This is a genomic window from Gemmatimonadaceae bacterium, assembly GCA_035633115.1.
Taxonomy (GTDB): domain Bacteria; phylum Gemmatimonadota; class Gemmatimonadetes; order Gemmatimonadales; family Gemmatimonadaceae; genus UBA4720.
In genome coordinates this window covers 71,484-92,176 of the sequence record DASQFN010000079.1, presented here as the reverse complement: position 1 = coordinate 92,176, position 20,693 = coordinate 71,484, and the positions used below count along the sequence as shown (strand labels likewise).

Sequence of the window (20,693 nt, the reverse complement as noted above, 5' to 3'; positions counted from 1 at the left end):
CTTCCTAAACGCCACTCGCTGCAAGCGTGGGGCAAAGCATTCTACTCGCCGTTCCAATCGTCTGCCTGGCTGAGGAGCTCGACAACAGCCTGGCAGGCTCGCAAGAGCGCCTCTCGCGGTGAGGATCCGGCAATCCAAACCCCCGATGCACTATCAATGAAGGGCTCGGCTGTGATCGGGCTGTAGTAGACACGGTAGTCGATGGTGAGCTCTTCGCCGCAATCGATGTTGCGCCGCGCCATTAGCACCCCCGCCACGCAGATTAGGTTCGGATCACTTGCGTGGTTGATGTAGTCGTCCGGAAGCGACCCGCCGGGCTGGTGAAGAAAGTATGTGCCCACCAAGCGAACACTGTTACGACGCACCTCGGGGCTTTTCAGGCTCAGATGCACGTACTCACGTTCCGTATACAGAACAAACCGCCTCCAGATAGATACAATCTTGCCTTTCGGTATCGGCTCGAGCGTGAATACACCAAGACCGTGGAGCGGAGACTCCTGCACCGCCGTTCGGGTAGCCCACATCGTTGCCCTCCTTGACAAGTCCACTGGCGCAGCTATCTCCGTACCTCGAGTGTTGATCACGGTATTGACCAGTTCACCTCAGGAAGGGCCGCCAAGTGGATTCTCCAAGCGTTCTGTCTATCGTGGTCGCGGGTATTTCTTTGGTGATCTCACTCTTTGTTGCACTGCGCAACTGGCGATACAGCGAAACTGGAGTGCGCTATACCTCGCGGAATCAGTATATGAATGCGCTGTTTGACATCAACCGGCAGCTGGCTAATCGGCCGGAGCTGTGGGCGATTTACGATGATCACCCAGTTGCTCTGCAAAGGTCGAACGAGACGCTGGAGAAGGCTCGCCGCCAAGCATTCATTTACTTCCACTTCAACCTCTTCGAGACGGTATTCCACGACTACACACACGTGCTGCGGCCGAACCGCACTGACGCCTTGTACTGGGAGTCTTGGCAGCGTTGGATTGCAAGCTTTCTTGGCTCTAGCCGTGAAGCAAGGGACTTATTCCGGGAGAAGATTTGCCAGGACACCTACATGAATGCGTTTGTGCATTTCATGAACGGGATGATTAACAACGTCGAGACGGGCGCTCTAAAACCTACGCCCATAGGTACGCTGGCGATGAAGACATTGCCGGATTCGGCGGGGTCCGCAAGGCCCACCGTTCGGCCCGAGTGAAACTGCTATCCGGGAAAGACCCAAGGCAAGTAGAGCTAATCTCTTGAGCTAATCTCTCCAAGTGGCACCTCTATTCGCTAATGCGTCAATCAGTCGCTTCTTATGCGATTCTTCGTGATCAAAAAACTCCTGAAATGGCTCGGAGATCAGCCAGAGGAAATCAAAAAAGTTACTAGCGTGTTGGTATAGATAGGAGCTTGTGGCGATCTGCATATCAAACGTGAGCATGGTTCGCTTGAGCCGGACATCCGAATCGACATGAAGATATGGTTCGAAGAAGCCGAGCGTCTCGGTCAACAGAACGGCGGCCGGTAGCTCATGGTCCGTAAGTCGAATTTGTACCTGCCCAGGGTAGGACTCAATTAGGCGTCTGCTTCCAGCGACACTGTTTCTGAATTTTAGGGAGTACCACGCAGCGCGCTCAATCAGGGCTATGGGGTCAATGGCCGAGCAGTCACCAGTCGCATAGGCGCGGTACAATGCTGCATGGGTCACCGGATCCGCTTCGGCCATGGAGATGAGGAGGCCCCTTTCGCTCCAAGGGTTTGTCAGCACCGCAGAAACAAATGCTCCGCTATCAAGTCGGGCAACGAGCTCATTGCGATAGCGATGTCCGATTGACGCTAGAAACGCGTGCCCGGAATATCCGATAATGCGTATCTTCTTCGCTTGTAGAAGAGCCTCGCGCTTAGCCGAACTTCTCTCGTCGTTGTAGTCAGGTAGGAACAATTTGTCGAAACCACAACCGCGATGAGTGGTGCTGAGGTCAAAGCGCGGTGTCGATGGTCCTCCTGACGCAAGCCTCCGCACGACATGAGTCAGATCCTCTCGAAGCCGTCTTTCAAATTCTTCTGGTTCAGAATACGTTCCAACCAATCCTGGGTGTTCTTGGTTATGCTCGAACCTCGCAAAGAACCGGGCAACGTTGCCATATTGATCTGCTTCCAAGGAACGAATATCCTCGGGCGGTCTCGTGCAGCGATAGAACATCACCTGCGGTCGCCCAGTTCGCTTCCAAGACTCGTAGGCGAGGTGAAATTCCTCTTCGGTGCCGGAGAGGATTGGCCCACCTGATTCGGGCCTTACGCCTCCAGTCGGAGTTCCGAATCTCAGCCACAGAATCCCAACAAAGACGTCCGACTCACTCATCCGAACGCCTTCCAAAACGACTTCCTCCGGCCTTCCCATCAGCGGAGCGACGTGCGTCTCCCATCTGATGAGCTCGATGCGTATCCCAAGCTCAGATTCCAGAGTGCGATTGAGGCTTTCGACGACGACGCCAGCCCGCTCGCGCTCGTTCAGAACATCACCGGGAGATGCGAGAAAAACGCGCACAACCTTCTTTAGAGCAGCATCCATAGTCAGCCTTTTTTGGCCCGACGAGACAACACATGTGCCGCTATTAAGAGCGCCAAAGGGCTAGTTGCTCACAGGGCGACCGGCGGCCCTGACTCTGTTAAGAAAATCCGTGATCTGCGCTGAAGTAAGGATGGGCCTGTTGCCTTTAGTTGTGGCCGTCAACGGGCTATCGCGAAGGCGGAGATTCCAGTCGTCAGGGTTCGGCAAATCATTGGCCGTCCTCGGAATCAAATGCAAATGCAAGTGCGCCACCGTCTGGCCCGCCCCCTCACCGTCCTGGATCGTCCAGTTAAAGCTATCCGCGGCAAACGCCTTCACGAGGACACTCATCGTGTTCCTGGCGAAGACGTTCATTTCGCACAGTTCAGAGTTGCTCAGGTGCATGAGGCCATGTACATGCCATTTCGGAATCACCAACGAATGGCCGGGCAGGATGGGTGAGATATTGCAAATCGCCATGAAATTGTCTGACTCCGCGAATTTCGTTTCCTCGGTTCCGTGTCCGCAGAATGGGCAACCAGGCGCGTGATATCTATTCATTCCGTGTGCCTAACCTGCTGTGCGTAAGTTCGGAGATCACAAGGCAGCTACCCGGCGCCCAAGTCAGCACAACGGGCGTTACCCTTCAACCGCGGCTGACACGCCGAACGTAACCATTCGTCGCATCGACGTCGACGATGTCACCTGAGGTCAAGCGTGTCGTCGCCGATCCAGTAGCCAAGACACACGGTTTCCTCAGCTCCCGGCAAACGATCGCGGCGTGGCTTAAAACACCGCCCACATCAGTCACCACCGCGGCGGCAGCTTTCATGAGGTGAAGGAAATCGGGCGAGGTGAATTGACAAACAAGCACTTCACCTGCCGACAACTCAGTCAACGCAGCGTCGCTCTCAGAGACTATACGGACTCGACCCGATGCCCGTCCGGGTGAGCCCGTGCGCCCTACGATGAGATCAGAATCCTCCATGGTCGGCTTCGCCACGACGGGAACGCCCTTCAAGCTGTCACCCAATACGCGATTGAAATCCACGAACACGATGCCCGCATCAGAAGCGCATATAGCCTCGTAGTACCCTTTTATGAAGAGCCCAGCACTGGTCGCGTCAAGTTCTGCTGCGACTGAGGAGGCGGCTTCTGCATTGTCCATCTGCAGAAGGCCTACGGCCGATTGAACGAATGTCGTCAGCTCCTCGTCCGTCGACGCAAAGGTCCACTTTGCGAAGTCATACTCGAACGTCAGAACGCGCCCCGTATTTGGCCCCTTGTTGAGTTCAAGGAGCCCCCCCTCGATCGCCTCACCAGCGATCCGCTCGTCCTCGACCACAAAAATGCACGCACGCGCAGCATCGATGTGCGGCTCAAAGTCGACCGCGTACTCGCCGATATTGTCGCCTTGCGCGCTGAGCCATGCGATCAAGTCGCGAATCGTCTCGTTGCGGTTGCGCAGTATGGGCAATCCATCTCTCTTCGGCTTGGCTCGGACAGCATATTTTGTGGAGGAAGCCTTCTCAGCGAACTCGCGAAAGCGCTCCGATTCGCGGAGAACATCGCCAGCGCAGAAGGACCGGGACATCACGATCGGTAGGCCGATCCGCTGATGGAGAGTCTGGAGCCGCTCCCGTTTCGAAGCGTCCTCGCGGACGAGGTCATCGGTGTCGACGAGTTCTGCTTGCCGCACCCATGCTGACAACGATGCATGCGATCCGAAATACGATGCGTTCATTTATCGCGGCGGCTATCGTCAGAACCCCGAAAGCTGATTGGTCGCGTCTGCAGGTAGTGGATGTTGCCACCCTCAACAGCAAACTCGACGTCTTGGGGCTGCCCAAAGTGCGCTCGAATACGGCAACTCTCTGTCACAATCCGAGTGATCATAGCTAAATCGACAGCATCGCCGGCCCCATTGCGCCCTCGCTCGATCGTCACCACTCGTCCCGAGTTACTGTCGAAAGAATAAGCATCCGGCGCCGCCCGCCCAGCCACCAAAGCGTCGCCCAAGCCGCTGACTATCTCGACATAGGGCCGCGTCTCGTCACCGGTCACGGGGTCGGACGTGAAGCAAACCCCAGCAGCGTCGGCGTCCACCATTACTTGGACTATTACGGCCACTCGAATCTCGGTTGGCAACACTCCGCGTGCGTCGGAGTATGCCAGTACTCGCGCAGTCGCCGCCGAAGACCAGCACCGTATCACCGCCTTGACGAGTCCATCCGCGCCTACATTCAGAATGCTCTCGAAGACACCGGCGAACGAAGAGGCATCAGAATCTTCGACGTTTGCACTGCTTCGCACCGCCACGCGATCAGCACGGAGGTCGTGGAACGCATCGAGAATGAGACGGTTAGTCTCCGCATCAAGTCCCTCAGTCGCCACCTGGTTCTGGAACGCGCTCGCCGATTGTTGGTCGATGACAAATCCATCGGGTACCGGAAGTCCGAGTCGCGACAATTCCCCAAGATTTGCGGCCTTGGTCCCGACTCGCTCAGCGTCCCCGCGCGCGAGTTGGCGCAGTCTTTCGATCATGCGTCGGATGGAGGCATCACAGGACGGCTAGGCTCTTTAGTACTGCTGACGTGTGATCCACCGCCCTCCTTCGATGTGATACCACATCTCGGTCCACCGTACTCATCTCAGCCAGTGTCATCGTGGAACCATTAGGAACGAAGACTCGATCAAGATGAAATGTCCCAACCGCAGATGCTTTAGCTGCGAGGTTGCCCGGTAGCCTTTCATGCCACGCGTGGATTCGCTTGCCGTCGCACAGCGCAAGGGACACAAGTATCTCGGCCGTGGGGTCGTTCATGGCAATTGCCAACTCGCAAATCCGATCCTGTAGCACATTCCAGAACAGTTTGTTGAGGCCGCACGGCAACCCATTCAATGCGTTCATAGCCAAGCCGCTGTGATCGACAAGGACGGGTCGCCTGACGCGTTGGTATGCCTTCAGCGCCTTATCTCGAACAATCACGTCCATTTCGATATGCTGCACCTCCTCCACTTCTAGGCGATAGTGATCTATCTGTAGCCCAGCGGCGCCGAATAGTCGAGAAAACTCTGCAAACTTGTAGTCATTGCTCGTTGCAAAAAAGAGACTGGGTGTTGTCACGGGCTCTGCCGTTCGATTAGCAGCAGTAGCACGCGCTCTAGGTCCCCCTTGGTGTTCAACGGGTCAAGTAGCACCGTTTCAATATTCCGCTCTTGGAAGAGGCGTTCTGCTACGGGATTCTTTGCATTGGTAATGAAGAATGACTTGCGCTTGGCGTTCGATCCCATCCGCTTGGTGACTCGCTTCAGTTTGTGCCAGATATACCGGACGTTTGGATCGCTAAAGCTGTAGCCAATAAAGACTACTGCACGGCCGATGATTTCGGCGCGCAACTTGATATCCAGCGGGTCTTCGAAGTCCAATCGATTGTAGTAATCCTCCTCACAGAACACGATCGAGTTGTGGTCTGTGAAGTCACCGTGAAACTTGACAACGGTTGTTTGGGGTGACCGTCTCTTCATTTTGGCAACGGCTGCCGAAGTGTATTGAGGCGTCTTGCTCACGTCGGGCCCGCTGGGTTTCATCTGACGCGGCGACACAAAGTGATCGACGGAGACGATCCTGGAACACGCCACTCCTTCGTGCCAGAAGCCCTTTTCGATCCAGGTGTCCCAGTTGGTCGTGAAAATCCATGGGACGTCGAGGTAAGGTAGTAGCTGGTGGGGCTTCGACAGGGCAACATCGTACGGTTTGCCATCAATCTCCTTCGACAACTGGTTGTACAACTCGGGGAGGAAGCCCTCCTCCCTCACATACTCGGCAATTTGGAGATGGTCACCCTGCGCCATCAGGACAGCGGGATCGTATCCAAGCAGGTGTGCAGCCTTCTCCATGATTTCCGACCAGTTCGGGATCGATGGATCAATGTTCTTCGAGAATCCCGCCCCGATGAAAGGGAGTAGCCGACGTTCCTCCGCCGCCTTCGCAAGTTCCTTCGGAAGCTCCAGCATGGGATGATCAGATGGTTAGAGAGCGATTCGTAGCCGATTCGTGAGTGCCTATTGTCAGCGGATTCGAGTCAGCACCCACCTCGCGCTTGTCGTAGATACACCGACAGTGGCAGCCCCGCTTCTGCGCGTCACCGGCAAGTGCTGAGTTCACACGCCGCAGTGCCGGGCAACCGACGTCACCTTCGGCTAGGACAATGCACCGCTCACTCGATAGCGACGCAACGGGTTGAAGTTGCCCGTCTGACCACAAGAACGAATGTGAATCCGGTAGATCGATAAACATCATGCAGCTGTGTACTCGACCGTCCGGAAGGAACATGAGATTGGTCCCATCGCGAACGGCGCAGCTGGCGAGGTGCGGTTCGTCGCCTCGAAATGTGTCTTCTATGCGGATCCTAAGTCCGGCCTCCCTTGCGGTTTGATTTGCGATGGCAAAAACGTCATCCCACTCGTCGATACCCAGCACGATGTCCGGACACGCAAAACCGCGATTGGTAACGTGGTGGATGTTTACGTACTCGCAACCGAGTCGGCTCGAGAGCTCCAGTACCGCTGATACGTCGGCAGCGTTGTGGCGGCTGACCGAGAGAATAGCCGCAAAGGCGTAGCGACGCCGCCCGGTCTCGATCATTGCCTCGATCAACCGACCGTAACTACCCCGCCCGCGGATGCGATCATGCACGCCAGGGCTTGCACCGTCGATGCTGAAGCAGATGAATGGAGGAGTGGACTCCGCAGGAAGGCTTTCCAAGAAGCGAACGTAACTTCGCTGTCCGTTCGTCACGATACGCGCACGAAACCCTGCGTCCCCAATGACCCGAACGGCCTCCGCGATCTGAGGATACAGTGTTGGCTCGCCGCCGAGCAGCGTGATCTCGCGCGTGCCCCACTGATGAGCGGAGCCCACTATCTGCGTGAACATCTCGAAATCCATATCCTGATTCGTATTGAGTCGGTCGCCGACGAAACAGTGTGTGCATCGAAGACCACACTTGTACGTCAGGAATACGTCAATCGACGAGCAGTTGATGGCTTGTGGGGTCGGATATATCACGGAGTATCCCCAGAAGGGGCAAACGTTGCCGGAGGTGTCAAGCAACTCCGGAGGTAATGCAACAAGCATCTGCGCGGACGTCCAACCGAAGCGACGTGAACGCGAAAGTGGATCAAAGGTGCTTTGCCGTTTCGACGACCTCCACGACAAGGGTATTGAGCTTGAGTGCTTACTATTTTTTGGTTCCCTCGTATTGGCTTTGAAGGTTAGACAATCGGAGAATGAGCAATGTGTGGTGATCCAAGCGCCGCGCAATGCCGGTTTTGTATCACTCAACTGGTGGTTTCGCATCAACGGAAGCGTCGCGGTTCAATTTTCCGTAGCGCGGGATTCGAGTACGCAGGCGTGAGGCCCGCTCGATCGAACTCTTGATTTGGTCCGTCTGGTCTACGCCTACCCCGCCAAACGCGAATTGCCCCCCGACATCAGATCGAGGCGGCGCTTGCTAAACTCTTGGTTGAAGCCAAGAGGAATCCAATTCTTCCCCACCCCCACACTTCGGTGAGCCGATGACTGTCAGATCTGCCATAGAAGGGGTCTTTCTGATCGCTTCGCGCGCCGAACATAACTCGCGGCCCTCAGCTTTCGTGACGCTTCAGACTGCTTCCTCGTGTCGACTGCTACAACTCCTCTGCGGCAAATGAATTGGCTAGTCTTGACCCACCCATTGCGGCAAACTGACGCCTACTTCGGCCGCCAAACGGCGGGCGAAATCATCTCGTTCAGTGATCTTCTGCTCAACCAGTGCGACTGCCTCCGCTGCCGTCATAACTCTGACGCCTATCGCAGCGAGCGTGGCACGATTGCCAAGTATGCCACCCGGTTGACGATTCGAGCCCCCGTCAGCAGTTACGAGGATGCGCATGTATTTCTTCGCGTTGAACACGATGTCCACATCGTTCCGTTGGTTTTGTGTCGTAGCGCCTTTCCGGAATAGGATACGCTCGATCTGGCGGAGCTCTTCCTGTTCAGCGTCGGTAGTTGCCAGAGTCATCGAGAAGATTTGAAATCCTACCTTTCGGGCTCGTCGAGGATCACCGCCAGAGCGCGCCTCATTGTACGCCGACTCGGCCATCATCAATTCTATCACTTCGTCTTCGCGCCACTTCTCAAGCCGATTCATGTGGGGATCGGCCTGCCGTGCATTGACGCGGTTCGCGTCAATCATGAACCCGAGATATACAAAACGAGATGGCAACATCACCGAGGCCTAGTCGTTGACCTCGTTCAGAGCGCCCGTCGATCGGTTGTGATCACCTTACCAGACGCAAGAACGGCATGGAGTTCGGCTGATTCAGCGCCTTTCTCGTCTTGTTCGATCGATGCCAGCCAAAACCACGGAGGCTTGCAACGGCATTGATGGCCGTAGTCATCGGGGTCGCTCTCAGGCAGTGATATAAGGTCGCCACAGGTAAGGCACTTTACATGGAATCGCCCGCAACGATCGCACTTTCCGACGTAATGAAGAAATGCCATGCGTGCGCGTGCTCGCGACTCTGTTGGAGATGCGCCCCGAAGCGCTACAGAGATTTCAGGGTAACCATCCCAGAAGACGCGACCACCTCGACAACCTGTGAACGTACACGTTGGCCAAGCAGACGGATCAAAGTCTTGTAGGCGATCCAGTGGCAAAAGACGAATCGAAACTGCCGATTGCGCTCTGCGCGCCGCTGCCTTGGTATGTCCCGTTGGACAGACCAAGTAGCCGTGGGTTGCGCCGACGTCCTCCATCAAACCCCGAAACGCCTCTACATCCGTGACATCGATCTTACGAGTTCTCTTCTTCGCATCCACGATAACGCGGCGCGAATTGTCGGAATCGTGGCGTTGGTCGATTAAGACATCAATCTGCCTGCTTCGCTTGCTGATCTTGCCAACGACGCGTGCATTGGGCGTCGCGCAAAGGTCAGTGGACAGCTGATCAGCGATCACGCGAGCGACCAGGCGTTCATACAGTTCCCAACCAGATAACGATCCACTCATCTTCGCGACTTTCCGGAACGGCGCAATGACTGGGTCGATGACGTGGTTCTCATCGCCCGTCCGCTGCCGAGTTTCTGTCGATTAGATCCCATTGATTTGGATCGGAGGCAGAGTGGGCTACCGTCCCGGTGGGGTCCCCCCTTCTCATCGCGATGACAATCCGGTGCTCCCGGCGTTCCCGATGTGACAAATCCTTGCAACTCGATGGAATCACCTCTGTGAAGTAGACGGTAACAGTGGCGTTCATCAGGTTGCCGTTTAGCACTACGTCACTTACTTCGACCTGCTCGTCTTCTGGCCATCCCCCTAACTCACAGGCGTCCTCCAATAGGTCGTCCGCCTGTGCTGTCAACTCCTCTTCCAATACGGACTCTAATGCGGCGGAATTTCCTTTGCCCCAGGCCGCCGCCGTCTTCGGTAGCTCAACACTCCAGTCGTCCTGAGTCAACTTGCAAGCTCCTGTTGCAACGCGGCCTCTCATTCTGGCTGTCGCTGGTGGCGACTCATAAAACTAGCGCCGAGCGCAGCGAGAAGGTGCTCCGATAAAGCTGTCTCAGCTCCAGTCATCTACTCTTCAGCGGCGCGGCGCGGTCGGCGCGCCTCGACTACGATCTCGGATGTCGCCAAAGGCGGTCGCTGGACGGGTTTCGCACAACCGTCAGCTGAGCCGATGCATTTCACGACTGGATTTGATTCTGCCAGCTGTTTGTAGTGACCAGATTGGTTGTTTGCTTTCTCTCCATGGTGGCGAAGGAATCTGACACGCTGGAGAGAGTGAGGCTGAGGAATGCATTGGACAACTGCCCGGCGGTGCGTTCCCTTTCGGGTCGGTTGGGCTATTCTAAACCAAACACCCTTGTTTGCACGGCCAGATCCTTTTGAGACATGTTAGGTCCAACGTTGGAGGACGTATGCCCAAAACAGTCGAACGCGGCCGGAAACGGCGGAGGGCCGAGAGAAAGGTTACTGCCTTGCCAGGCGGAACGACTCAACAGTTAACGCGCTTTCCCATCAGCGATCTGCGCTTGGATAGCCGCAATCCACGACTTCCAGAAGATGTTCAAGCCGCGACCCAACCTGATCTTCTTCGTTTTATTGTCGACGAATACGAGCCAATTGAAATCGCAAATTCTATCGCTCGACATGGCTATTTCCCATCCGAGCCAATAATCGTAATCCAGGAGGCCGGGGAAAAAGTCGTCGTGGAAGGGAATAGACGCCTTGCCGCGATGATGCTCTTGGTCGATCGAGGGGCTGCCGGAAAGCTCGGCATATCGGATAGCGATGAGTGGGACGCGATCAAGATCACGGGAACGATTCCGTCAGAAATTCCAGCAGTCGTCGCAAATTCTCGCGACGACGTCGCTCCGATACTTGGGTTCCGGCATATCTCTGGAATTGAACCTTGGAACCCTTGGGCGCAGGCAAGGTTTTTGGGAACCTTTATAGACAAGGACAAGAAATCCTTCGCAGAGACGGCGTCGTTGGTTGGGGAAAACGAGCGAGCCGTTCGGGAGAGCTACCGAAACTATCGTGCTGCGCGGCAGATGAAAAAAATGGCGATCAACACGCGAGGGGTGATTGACCATTTTGGTGTGTTTACGCGCGCTCTTCAGGATACGGGTGTGCGCGAGTTTCTCGATGTGCCCACGGGCTGGCAGGTTAAGTCTAGGAGCGACCCTCTACCCAAGACGCCCGCCTCTAAGAAAAAGGCGAAGGAGTTCGTCTCTTGGGTTTTCGGTGACTCGAAGCACGAGCCACTCTTTTCGGATTCACGAAAGATTCCGGAACTCGGTAAAGTGCTTTCATCGCCTCAGGGTCTGGCCGAACTTCGAAAGACGCGGGATCTGGAGGCGGCGTTCTCGATTGCGGGAGGCATAAAAGAGCGTTTGCTCTCCCGACTTGCCAAAGCATCATCGTCGCTGCAGCAGGCCGAGATCGATATTGCAGACTACAGAGCCGACGAAGATGTCATGGCGATATTAGATGATTGCGAGGAATACCTCAGGGCCCTTCGCGAGAACGATTAGATGGGCCGCCTTAGAGTAACGTTTCCAAGTAGCGATGATCCCAATGCTCTTGCCGATTGGTTGGAGCTTACCATGTTGTTGCTGAATCGCACCCACGCGTCGCAAACCTGGCTACGGCGGCAACTGCGAACGACGGTTTTTCCCGACGATCGCGGTGGAATAGATGATTTGGCGCCGACGGATTTCGATATTGCCCTCGAGGAAGTGCTTCTCGAGGTCCAACGACGGAAGCGAGTGGGCGGCGAAGGATATCCTTTTTCGGTGGAGGACATTTCGGGGGGAGTACGACTTTACGTAACACGACGGCAAGTCCCATATGTATTCTTGCTACTCGTGTCCACCAGTCCTGCAATGAGAAAAGAATCCCGTCATCGGGAGATCGACGAAATGTTCGATCTCGTAGTGGCAGAGGCGATCAAAGGCTACCTCGGACCCTGCTGCCAATCATTGCGGTTCGGGTCGCCTGCTTCAGGTGACAGACCTGGTAGGTTTTCAGACGCAGTTCCATGGTTGGCGGACCAGTTATCCCTACCTGTTGGCCGAGGTCCGTTCCGCGGCCACAGTGGCGATGGTGGTGTTGATGTTGTTGCGTGGTTGCCTTTTGATGATGGAAGGCTCGGCTTTGTTGTTGCACTTGTCCAGTGCACTGTGCAGCTCAAATGGCACAAGAAAGGACGGGATATCATCCCGGATGTGTGGCGGGGCTACATCGATTTCGGCAAAGATCCCCTCAGCTGCCTAGCAGTTCCTTTCTCAATTCCCATGGGAGATGAGCGGTGGGATGATTTGAGACGAGCCACCAACGTAGTGCTTGACCGGCATCGTGTCGCGAGGCTTGTTCTGCCCCTTAGGTTTGGTCTCCAGAAGCAGGTGCTCAATTGGTCGAGACGGGAGGCACAACGATTAGGGGCAACTGATGAGAATTGGCCCTTATCGAATTGACTCACCGTCGTGATCCCAACGTTTTCTGGATGAGGCGGGCAACTCTGTCCGGATCCCTTCTTACGTCACTTTCCCAAACACGTATTACGGACCAAGACAGAGAGCGCAGCTCGCGATTCACTCGTCGATCACGTTTCCGATTAGTGCCTATTTTCTCGACCCAATAGGACGAGTTGGTTCCCCTCAAAAGGCTCGCACGTCGTTTCACCCAATCGCGCCCGTGCCAAAAATCTCCATCACAAAATATTGCTGTGCGGCGACGCTCAATTACGATATCTGGACTGCCGGGCAAGCCCCGCCGATGGCGAACGAATGGAATCCCTATGGTAGAAAGCGCGCGGCATAGGTCAATTTCAGGCCGTGTGTTAGTTCTCTTATTTGAACGCGCGACCCGGCTCGATAGTTGACTCTTCGGTTTTAGTCCGTGGAAAGAAGGGGTCTTGCGAACCGGCCGCTTCGCGTCACGACGCGGCAACGATACGCGGTTTCGGTCCTTTGCCACTGCCTGCGTGAGCGGAATGGTCGCCTTTAAGATTTGTATACTCAGAAGGAACCGTCCCTGGTTCTATGGGGCCGGGGATCCTCGTTTTCCGCGCAATGGCGAGAGACGGGCCACCGCGATACCGCTTCTGAAAAACTTGACGCCCGACAGCGCGCCCAATCACCTCGGCCAATAGAGGCGGAGTGGCGTTGCCAACTTGTCGGATTTGCTCTTGCCGGGACCCGCTAACTTTCCACTCCTTTGGAAAGGATTGTAGGCGGAGCATTTCCTCGATTGCCAGAGGCCGACCGGTCCAATGAAATGGCCCTGTTGACGGGCCTGGCTGGGCGGGGAGCGTCCACGATGGTTCGTTCTTTGCGAGTTTCAAAAGAAAAGACCAAAATCTCGTTCTACGTCCGAAGAGTGGTTCGCCTCTATCTCCCGGAGTGTGGAAGAGATAGTTTCGACCTTCCGGTATCGACTTTAACAGACGCGCCCATTTTCCGCGCGGCAAGGGAAGTATTTCCGGCCTCAACCCGCCGATCGCGTCGTATGAACGGATCGGAGCAACTGAATGGGTAGGAAGTGGCCATCTGAATTGCGCTCCGTCGCGGAGCGCGACGATGATGGCCCGCTCTCGATGCTGTGGAACCCCGAAGTCGCACGCATCTACTATCGCGTGGGCGACGCGATATTGTGTTCCATACTTTGAATTAATCTCTTCAAATCGCGCCTGTATGGGTTTCAGCGCCGAGGTTTCCCCCCTCACGAAACCGGGTACGTTTTCTAGTAGCACCACTTGGGGGAGGAAGCGTGCCGCCAGCTCAAAGAAGGACCAAACGCAGCTGCTTCGTCGATCCGTAAGTCCTGTTCGTCCGCTCCGTGCCCATTGGGAGGCTTTTGAGAAAGGCTGGCAGGGCGGTGCTCCTGCCAAAATCCCAAGCTCCATGATTTTGAGTCCCACGTCTGCCGGCGTTAGCGAACACGCGAGTTCGACGATGTCGCCAGGTTCTAGCAGAGGCCAAAGACCATTCTCCTCAATGGTCGTGCGCGCGAATGCGTCGCGTTCAATGGTTCCAATCGATAGAAATCCGGCTCGATGAAGGCCGAGGTCGAGGCCGCCCGCTCCAGTGAAGGCCGAGAGGAGAGTCGGTTTGCGTGTAGCGCGTGGCGGCACGATACGAAGTTGCACGAGAAAACGCCAACCGCGCAAGCGTCAAAGCAGGCAGAACGAGGCGTAGAGCGGATTCCGTGCGAACGGTGAGCGTATACATTCAAAGAATGACAGGGGTGCCCGTCTTCCTGCTCGAGAGTCGGCAGGGAGAGACCGGGCTGAGAAAGTCCCTCATAACCTGATCCGGTTAGTACCGGCGTAGGGAGTCAACAATGGAAGCACGCACGCAGATGCACCACGCGCGTCGGGGCGAGATCACCGACGCAATGCGCTTCGTCGCCGAGCGCGAAGAGATTTCCCCCGAGCTCGTGCGGGACGAGATCGCAATCGGACGACTCATCATCCCCGCCAACGTCCGCCACCTCGCGGGGTCGCTCGAGCCGATGGCAATCGGCAAAGTCGCCAAAGTCAAAATCAACGCGAACATCGGCAACTCCGCCGTCTCCTCCGACATCAACGGCGAAATCGAAAAGCTCGGCATGGCAGTGAAGTACGGCGCCGACACGGTGATGGACCTCTCCACCGGCGGAAACATCGACGCGATTCGGCAGGCGATCATCGACGCCTCGCCCGTTCCCATCGGAACGGTTCCGATCTACCAGGCCGTGCAGCAGGAGAAGCAGCTCGAGGAGATCACCGCGCAGGATCTCCTCGACATGATCGAGCGACAAGCCAAGCAGGGCGTGGACTACATGACTATCCACGCCGCGATTCTCATCGAGCACCTGCCGCTCGTGCACGGCCGCGTCACCGGGATCGTCAGCCGCGGCGGCTCACTCCACGCAGTGTGGATGATGTACCACCGCAAACAGAATCCACTCTACGAACACTTCGACGAAGTGCTCGAGATCCTCCGCTACTACGACGTCACGATCTCCATCGGCGACTCGCTACGCCCCGGCTGTCTGGCTGACGCGTCAGACAAAGCACAGTTCGCCGAGCTCGACACGATGGGCGAATTGACTAAACGAGCCTGGGAACGTGACGTACAAGTAATGATCGAAGGCCCGGGCCACATCCCGATGGACCAGATCGAGATGAACGTCAAACGCGCCAAACGCGTCTGCCACGAAGCGCCGTTCTACACCCTCGGTCCGCTCGTCACGGACATATCACCGGGATACGATCACATCTCGAGCGCAATCGGCGCAGCACTCATCGGCTGGCACGGATCCGACATGCTCTGCTACGTCACTCCCAAAGAACACCTCGGTCTTCCCAACGCCAACGACGTCCGCGAAGGAGTCATCGCCTACAAGATCGCCGCGCACTCGGCCGACATTGCCCGCGGGCGAAAGGGCGCGCGCGATCGCGACGATGCACTCTCACGCGCTCGCTACGCATTCGACTGGAAGGAACAGTTCCGTCTCGCACTCGATCCCGAGCGCGCGCAGGAATATCACGACGAGACTTTGCCGGCCGAGTATTTCAAGAGCGCGGAGTTCTGCGGGATGTGCGGGCCGAAGTTCTGCTCGATGCACCACTCCCGTACCATAGAAGAGGGAATCGCGCAGCTGGCGAGAGAGCGCGAGGCCGAGCTGGTTTCAGCGTAGGCGAATCGCCCTGACCTCGAGGGAACTCAGGGTTGACCAATGTCATCGCGAGCTTCAACCGCGGCGCGCCGCTTCGATTGCAGCGATGTCGATGTTTTTCATCTCCAGCATCGCATCGAAGGCACGCTTCGCGGCAGCGGGATCGGGATCCGTGATCGCTTGAGTGAGGGCGATCGGCGTGATTTGCCACGACAATCCCCATTTGTCCTTGCACCACCCGCACGCACTTTCCTGACCGCCGTTGCCGACGATTGCGTTCCAGTAGCGGTCCGTTTCGGCCTGGTCCTCCGTTGCCACCTGAAACGAGAACGCTTCGTTGTGCTTGAACGTAGGTCCGCCGTTGAGCCCGAGGCACGGAATGCCCAACACGGTGAAGTCCACGGTGAGCACATCCCCTTTCTTCCCAGACGGGAAGTCTCCCGGTGCGCGGAGCACCGAGCCGACGGACGAATCGGGAAAGGTATCGGCGTAAAACCGTGCCGCTTCTTCGGCATCGCGATCGTACCAAAGGCAAATCGTATTCTTTGCTGGCTTGACCATTTGACTTCTCCACGCCTCTCGGCTCGAACAGGTAGCTTGCAAAACTCGCGCTTCGGTTAGTGCGCTGTGATTCGGGCGAGCTGGTCGCTCGTCCCATTATATGCGGTGCAAATCTGGTGCAGCAACGACCGGTGCGTTTGCGAAAATTGCGCGCGCTTGAACGATGCACTACCATATTCTTCCGGCGGCCACCCTAAACCACCGCAATGACGACCTTCGAAGAACGACTGAAAGAAGCCCTGTCCGACTCGTACAACCTCGAGCGCGAGCTCGGCGGCGGAGGTATGAGCCGAGTGTTCGTCGCGGTCGACCGGTCACTCGGACGAAAGATCGTCGTCAAGGTCCTCTCGCCGGAGCTCATTGCCGACGTGAACCGGGGCCGATTCCAGCGGGAGATCAAGGTCGCCGCGCAGCTTCAGCACCCGCACATCGTCCCGCTGCTCTCAGCCGGCGAGCACGAAGACCTCGTGTGGTACACGATGCCGTTCATCGCCGGCGAATCTCTCAGGTCCGCGGTCGAGAAGCACGGGCCGATGCCGGTCCAGGAAGTCGTGCGCATTCTTTTCCATGTCGGCGAAGCTCTCGATTACGCTCATGGCGAAGGCGTAGTTCATCGCGACATCAAGGCCGCGAACATTCTGCGGTCGGGCACATACGCTCTCGTCACCGATTTCGGCGTCGCGAAGGCGCTCAATGCGTCGATGCCCGCGGCGGGGGTGACGCAGACCGGCACGGCGATCGGCACGCCCGCGTACATGGCTCCCGAACAGCTCGCCGGCGATCCGACCGCCGACCATCGCATCGACATTTACGCGCTCGGACTGCTTGCCTACGAGCTGCTGAATGGAAGATCGCCATTCGCAGCGACTACTCCCGCGAAAATTCTCGTTGCCGTTCTGTCTGAGGATCCGAAGCCACTGATCGAAGTGCGGCCGGATGTCCCGCGATCGTTGTCGGCGCTCGTAATGCAGTGTCTTTCGAAGGAGCCGGATGAGCGACCGGCAACTGCGAGGATGCTGCTCGATTCTCTCGATTCATTCTCTACTGCTTCGGGCGAGATCAGGACGTTTGAGCACAAGATTCCGCGTCTCGAGCCTACGATCCTGACTGTGGTGCCGCCTATCACCGGCCTGAAGGCTGTGTCGCCCGCTACACAGCCACTCGAAGTGTCGCCAACTCCAGGCCCAGTCGCAGCATCGGCGACCTCGGGTCCAATCGAGGTGCCGTCGACCTCAGGTCCAATCGAGGTGTCGCCCACAACGGGTCCAATCGCAGCGCCCGCCACGCCGACGGAAGGTCGGGCAATCTCTACTACTGATGAACCGTTCATTCTGAGGGAGACGTACAAGAGCCGGCGCACCCTCGGGAGGCGGAGTCAGCAGCTTATCGGTGGGCTTGCACTGTTCATCCCCGTCATTGCCGGCGCAATCTTCCTTTCGCAACGTTCAACCGTCAATTCTTCGGTTGACACTTCTGCACCGTCGGCTGTTCCGGCCGTCAACTCGCCCGCGCCGGGGCTGCCTGCGCCGGGAGCCGGCGACCCTCAGCCAGGGGCGCTGCCTCAGAACGTGGCTGCCGCGCCTCAGCTTGATTCGCAGGCACGTGCCGACTCGCTCAAGAAAGCGCGAGCCGATGCGGCGAAGCTGGCGGCGGCAAAAAAGGACTCACTGCAGGCTGACTCGGCCAAGCGTGTCGCCGATTTCAAAAGCGACTCAGTGCGCAGAGCCCAGGGGACAATCAGAACCAGAGCCCGAGCTGCCGCCTCTGGACTGCTGGCAAATCCTGGTGCGCGAAAGTCCTTCACGCAGGGAGCTACTCGCAAGGGCGGCCTGCTTGGCAGTCGGACGAAAGGCGATCTCCAAACGCAGATTGACGCACTGCAGCCCTTCCTGAAGGGGGCAGGTCTGACGTACGAACAGTTCAAAGACGTTGTGAAAGCGTCGGGCATCACGTTATTCGATGAGTTCGGCCGGATGGTGCCCGACTCGCTTCAGCGCGTCGCCGGCCTAAGTCGCTAGACCCGCGTGGGTCCAGGTGACTACGTTGTCATCCAGCTGACCGCGAGCCTGTACGTCCACAGGAAAGCGACAATAGCGCCGTAAAGCCAGACAGCTCTCAACGCCCGCTTCGGTGCGAGACGCCGGTCAATGTCGGCGATGGTCTCGCGCCGGTAGCCCCGCAGAAACAGCGCGTACGCCGCGTAGGCGATGGCGATGCCGCCGATCACGTCGACTACGTAATGCTGTTTGGTGTATAGCGTCGACACGCCAATGAGCGTGGCCCAAACCAGCGCGACGATGCCACTGCTGGAAGACCAATGACACCACACCAAAGGAGGATAGAAAAGCCGAAACAGCAACAACAACACCGATCGAAGACTTACCCATGTTGCCGGGCTAACTCTTACCTATCCTCCCGTCCGTACACCGTGGTTGCCCCGTCTACGCGCGGTGAAAATTTTTTTGCAAGCCTGGAGTTGCACCGGAATGTCGTAGGCACCCGTGTAGCGGGTAACACCCTTGACCAACGTCTCGCAGAGCGCGACGTGTTTTCCGTCCCCGTTCGGCTGCGAAGTTGCGAGCCACTTGTTCTGCGATATCGCTTGCACGGTGAGCGGGGCACTGACGATATCGACACCGCCAATATTAACGGTCAGAGGCACATGATTCCCGCTCACATCTGTGGTGCCGTAGCGGATCCAGCCACAGTTCTTGCTACCGTCGCCAGTCAACTGCAACCGGAAGCGCCTGGCGCCGTGTTGAGGTTGTCCGGGTCTTCCGTGTAAGGCAGCTGCTCCACCTGCCGTATGTTGCTGAAATGCGCCGCCGTTGACTTCGGGTACGCAGCGCTCGCGATGGCTTGTCCAAATTCAACAGTCAGGACACGCGTCGCTGAACCGACCAGTTGGGGGTTGTCTAACATGATTAGCGCGTGATCGCGTACAGAAGCAACCCGACCAGGCCTCCAACGACGGTGCCGTTGATTCGGATAAACTGCAGATCACGACCGATCGCCAGCTCGATTCTCTCGGATGTCGCCGTCGGATCCCAGCCGCGCACGGTGATCGCGATCAGCTCGCTCACTTCCGACTGGTACCGCTCCACCAGACCGAGCACGCCGTTGCGCAGCCACCCGTCCACGCGCTCGAGCAGCTCGGGATCGTCGAGGATCGCCGCGCCGAGCCGCGCCAGCCCCTTCGAAATCGCGTCGACATCGGTCTCTTCCGCGCGCTCGGCTCGACGAACGAGACTCGCCTTTGTGTCCGCCCAGATCGACGATGAAAAGTGCCGTACTGCATCGGCGCTCAACATCTCGTCCTTGAGCTGCTCCGCGCGTTCCATGACTTCGGGGGAATTGTGCAAGTCGTCGATGAACTTCGCGAGCGCCGCGTCGAACCGCTTGCGAAGCGGGTGATTGACGTCGTCACCGACCTCTTTCAGCGTCCGCTCGATCCCGTCAACGATTTTTCGCAGGATCTTTTCATCCACCGCGCCCGGAATCCACCACGGCGTTTCCGCTTCGATCCGCCGCCGAATGATGTCCTCGTTCTCCGTCACCGCGCGCGCCGCGAGGCGGATCCCTTCGTCGAGCAGCTCCTGGTGCCGGTTGCCTGCGGTGATCAGCGACAATCCTCTGCCGATGAATGGCGCGACGCGCGCAGCCTTGATGCGGTCGAGAATTGCTGAATCGATCATCGACTGGACATCGTCGTCGCGCAGCGATTCGGCAGCCGCGACAAGACCGCGGGCAGCATGACGCGCAACGGCCCTGCTGTTGGCGGGCTCGCTGAGAAATCTTGCCAGTCGTTCGCCGAGCCGCGCCTCGAGCAGCCGCTGCTCGATTACCTGACGGTTCAGAAAATTGCGCTCGACGAATGCGCCGAGTACCTCGCCGACGCGATCCTTTCGGGTGGGAATGATGGCTGTGTGGGGAATCGGGATCCCAAGCGGGTGCCGGAACAGCGCGGTGACAGCAAACCAGTCCGCCAGTCCGCCGACCACCGCTGCCTCCGAAAATGCCTGGACCCAGCCGAGCCACGGGTATTCCGCGCGAAGGTAGTGAGAGATCGCGAAGGCAACCGCGGCGAGAATAAGCAGGCCGGCGGCACGCAGCTTCATTTCCTGGAGCTGCTTCGCGCGAAGCTTCTCGTCGAAGCCTGCAATCGGCAGCGAGTTGTCTGCAAGCGATGTCAATGGTGATGCCTCATGTGGCAGTTGTTGAGGCTGATTTGAGATCGGAGAGTTTTTTTGGATCTCATTGCCAGTTTTGGCATTACCCAATTGAGCGTCTGTGGTCAGCAATCAGACTAAATGCCAAAACTGGCAATAGGATCCAAAAAAAACTCTCCGATCTCAAATCAACCTCTACCAGCACTCCTCGTGTCGC

Annotated in this window: 17 protein-coding genes, 1 pseudogene and 1 riboswitch; of the genes and pseudogenes, 5 read left to right on the top strand and 13 right to left on the bottom strand. The window is 57.3% G+C overall.

Annotated elements, in window-relative coordinates:
• Nucleotides 1–41: 41 nt before the first annotated feature.
• A complete protein-coding gene (locus VES88_10035) occupies nt 42–524 on the bottom strand; it encodes an SET domain-containing protein-lysine N-methyltransferase (GenBank protein ID HYN81828.1) in 483 nt (160 codons plus the stop codon).
• A gap of 95 nt (nt 525–619) precedes the next feature.
• Here VES88_10035 and VES88_10030 point away from each other — a divergent pair, with 95 nt between their 5' ends.
• Nucleotides 620–1,195 (top strand): hypothetical protein, encoded by a 576-nt coding sequence (locus tag VES88_10030; GenBank protein ID HYN81827.1) that lies wholly within the window; start codon nt 620–622, stop codon nt 1,193–1,195.
• 48 nt (nt 1,196–1,243) lie between these two features.
• Here VES88_10030 and VES88_10025 read toward each other — a convergent pair whose 3' ends face one another.
• The 9 genes from VES88_10025 to VES88_09985 form a co-directional block, all read right to left on the bottom strand.
• Entirely contained in the window at nt 1,244–2,554 is a 1,311-nt protein-coding gene (locus tag VES88_10025) for a hypothetical protein (protein ID HYN81826.1), read from the bottom strand.
• Between the two features lie 60 nt (nt 2,555–2,614).
• Nucleotides 2,615–3,094, bottom strand: coding sequence for an HIT family protein (locus tag VES88_10020; GenBank protein ID HYN81825.1), 480 nt, complete (start codon nt 3,092–3,094; stop codon nt 2,615–2,617).
• Between the two features lie 85 nt (nt 3,095–3,179).
• The gene (locus VES88_10015) at nt 3,180–4,010 is read right to left on the bottom strand and encodes a PEP-utilizing enzyme (GenBank protein ID HYN81824.1); all 831 of its coding nucleotides are present in this window, start codon (nt 4,008–4,010) and stop codon (nt 3,180–3,182) included.
• Nucleotides 4,011–4,273: 263 nt separating this feature from the next.
• Nucleotides 4,274–5,077 (bottom strand): PEP/pyruvate-binding domain-containing protein, encoded by an 804-nt coding sequence (locus tag VES88_10010; protein HYN81823.1) that lies wholly within the window; start codon nt 5,075–5,077, stop codon nt 4,274–4,276.
• 16 nt (nt 5,078–5,093) lie between these two features.
• Nucleotides 5,094–5,660 carry a non-canonical purine NTP pyrophosphatase gene (locus VES88_10005; protein HYN81822.1) on the bottom strand — a complete coding sequence of 189 codons (567 nt, stop codon included), beginning with the start codon at nt 5,658–5,660 and terminating at the stop codon, nt 5,094–5,096.
• The gene (locus tag VES88_10000) at nt 5,657–6,550 is read right to left on the bottom strand and encodes an SIR2 family protein (protein HYN81821.1); all 894 of its coding nucleotides are present in this window, start codon (nt 6,548–6,550) and stop codon (nt 5,657–5,659) included. The genes VES88_10005 and VES88_10000 overlap by 4 nt, the downstream gene beginning before the upstream one ends.
• 7 nt (nt 6,551–6,557) lie before the next feature.
• Nucleotides 6,558–7,604 (bottom strand): radical SAM protein, encoded by a 1,047-nt coding sequence (locus tag VES88_09995; GenBank protein ID HYN81820.1) that lies wholly within the window; start codon nt 7,602–7,604, stop codon nt 6,558–6,560.
• Nucleotides 7,605–8,253: 649 nt separating this feature from the next.
• The gene (locus VES88_09990) at nt 8,254–8,772 is read right to left on the bottom strand and encodes a hypothetical protein (GenBank protein ID HYN81819.1); all 519 of its coding nucleotides are present in this window, start codon (nt 8,770–8,772) and stop codon (nt 8,254–8,256) included.
• A gap of 864 nt (nt 8,773–9,636) precedes the next feature.
• On the bottom strand, nt 9,637–10,035 hold the full coding sequence (locus VES88_09985; GenBank protein ID HYN81818.1) for a hypothetical protein: 399 nt from the start codon (nt 10,033–10,035) through the stop codon (nt 9,637–9,639).
• 463 nt (nt 10,036–10,498) lie between these two features.
• Between VES88_09985 and VES88_09980 the strand changes: the two genes are divergently transcribed.
• From VES88_09980 to thiC, 3 genes and pseudogenes are all read left to right on the top strand, one after another.
• A complete protein-coding gene (locus tag VES88_09980) occupies nt 10,499–11,617 on the top strand; it encodes a hypothetical protein (GenBank protein HYN81817.1) in 1,119 nt (372 codons plus the stop codon).
• 1,997 nt (nt 11,618–13,614) lie between these two features.
• On the top strand, nt 13,615–13,752 hold the full coding sequence (locus VES88_09975; protein HYN81816.1) for a hypothetical protein: 138 nt from the start codon (nt 13,615–13,617) through the stop codon (nt 13,750–13,752).
• 564 nt (nt 13,753–14,316) lie between these two features.
• Nucleotides 14,317–14,436, top strand: a riboswitch (TPP riboswitch).
• Nucleotides 14,424–15,767: pseudogene (thiC, locus tag VES88_09970) on the top strand (phosphomethylpyrimidine synthase ThiC). It overlaps the preceding riboswitch by 13 nt.
• Nucleotides 15,768–15,821: 54 nt before the next feature.
• Here the strand turns inward: thiC and VES88_09965 are convergent.
• On the bottom strand, nt 15,822–16,307 hold the full coding sequence (locus VES88_09965) for a VOC family protein (GenBank protein ID HYN81815.1): 486 nt from the start codon (nt 16,305–16,307) through the stop codon (nt 15,822–15,824).
• A 206-nt stretch (nt 16,308–16,513) separates the two neighbouring features.
• Between VES88_09965 and VES88_09960 the strand changes: the two genes are divergently transcribed.
• Entirely contained in the window at nt 16,514–18,325 is a 1,812-nt protein-coding gene (locus VES88_09960) for a protein kinase (GenBank protein ID HYN81814.1), read from the top strand.
• A 20-nt stretch (nt 18,326–18,345) separates the two neighbouring features.
• Here the strand turns inward: VES88_09960 and VES88_09955 are convergent, their stop codons facing one another.
• Together VES88_09955 and VES88_09950 are read right to left on the bottom strand one after the other, a co-directional pair.
• Nucleotides 18,346–18,675, bottom strand: coding sequence for a phosphatase PAP2 family protein (locus tag VES88_09955; GenBank protein HYN81813.1), 330 nt, complete (start codon nt 18,673–18,675; stop codon nt 18,346–18,348).
• Between the two features lie 556 nt (nt 18,676–19,231).
• Nucleotides 19,232–20,500: a DUF445 domain-containing protein gene (locus VES88_09950; protein ID HYN81812.1), complete on the bottom strand. Its 1,269-nt coding sequence runs from the start codon at nt 20,498–20,500 to the stop codon at nt 19,232–19,234.
• Nucleotides 20,501–20,693: the final 193 nt, after the last annotated feature.

What these genes read in the sequence shown, in the direction of transcription:
- VES88_10035 (HYN81828.1), bottom strand. Translation starts at nt 524, where the DNA reads ATGTGGGCTACCCGAACGGCGGTGCAGGAGTCTCCGCTCCACGGTCTT.
- VES88_10025 (HYN81826.1), bottom strand. Translation starts at nt 2,554, where the DNA reads ATGGATGCTGCTCTAAAGAAGGTTGTGCGCGTTTTTCTCGCATCTCCC.
- VES88_10020 (HYN81825.1), bottom strand. Translation starts at nt 3,094, where the DNA reads ATGAATAGATATCACGCGCCTGGTTGCCCATTCTGCGGACACGGAACC.
- VES88_10010 (HYN81823.1), bottom strand. Translation starts at nt 5,077, where the DNA reads ATGATCGAAAGACTGCGCCAACTCGCGCGCGGGGACGCTGAGCGAGTC.
- VES88_10000 (HYN81821.1), bottom strand. Translation starts at nt 6,550, where the DNA reads ATGCTGGAGCTTCCGAAGGAACTTGCGAAGGCGGCGGAGGAACGTCGG.
- VES88_09990 (HYN81819.1), bottom strand. Translation starts at nt 8,772, where the DNA reads ATGATTGACGCGAACCGCGTCAATGCACGGCAGGCCGATCCCCACATG.
- VES88_09980 (HYN81817.1), top strand. Translation starts at nt 10,499, where the DNA reads ATGCCCAAAACAGTCGAACGCGGCCGGAAACGGCGGAGGGCCGAGAGA.
- VES88_09975 (HYN81816.1), top strand. Translation starts at nt 13,615, where the DNA reads ATGGGTAGGAAGTGGCCATCTGAATTGCGCTCCGTCGCGGAGCGCGAC.
- VES88_09965 (HYN81815.1), bottom strand. Translation starts at nt 16,307, where the DNA reads ATGGTCAAGCCAGCAAAGAATACGATTTGCCTTTGGTACGATCGCGAT.
- VES88_09960 (HYN81814.1), top strand. Translation starts at nt 16,514, where the DNA reads ATGACGACCTTCGAAGAACGACTGAAAGAAGCCCTGTCCGACTCGTAC.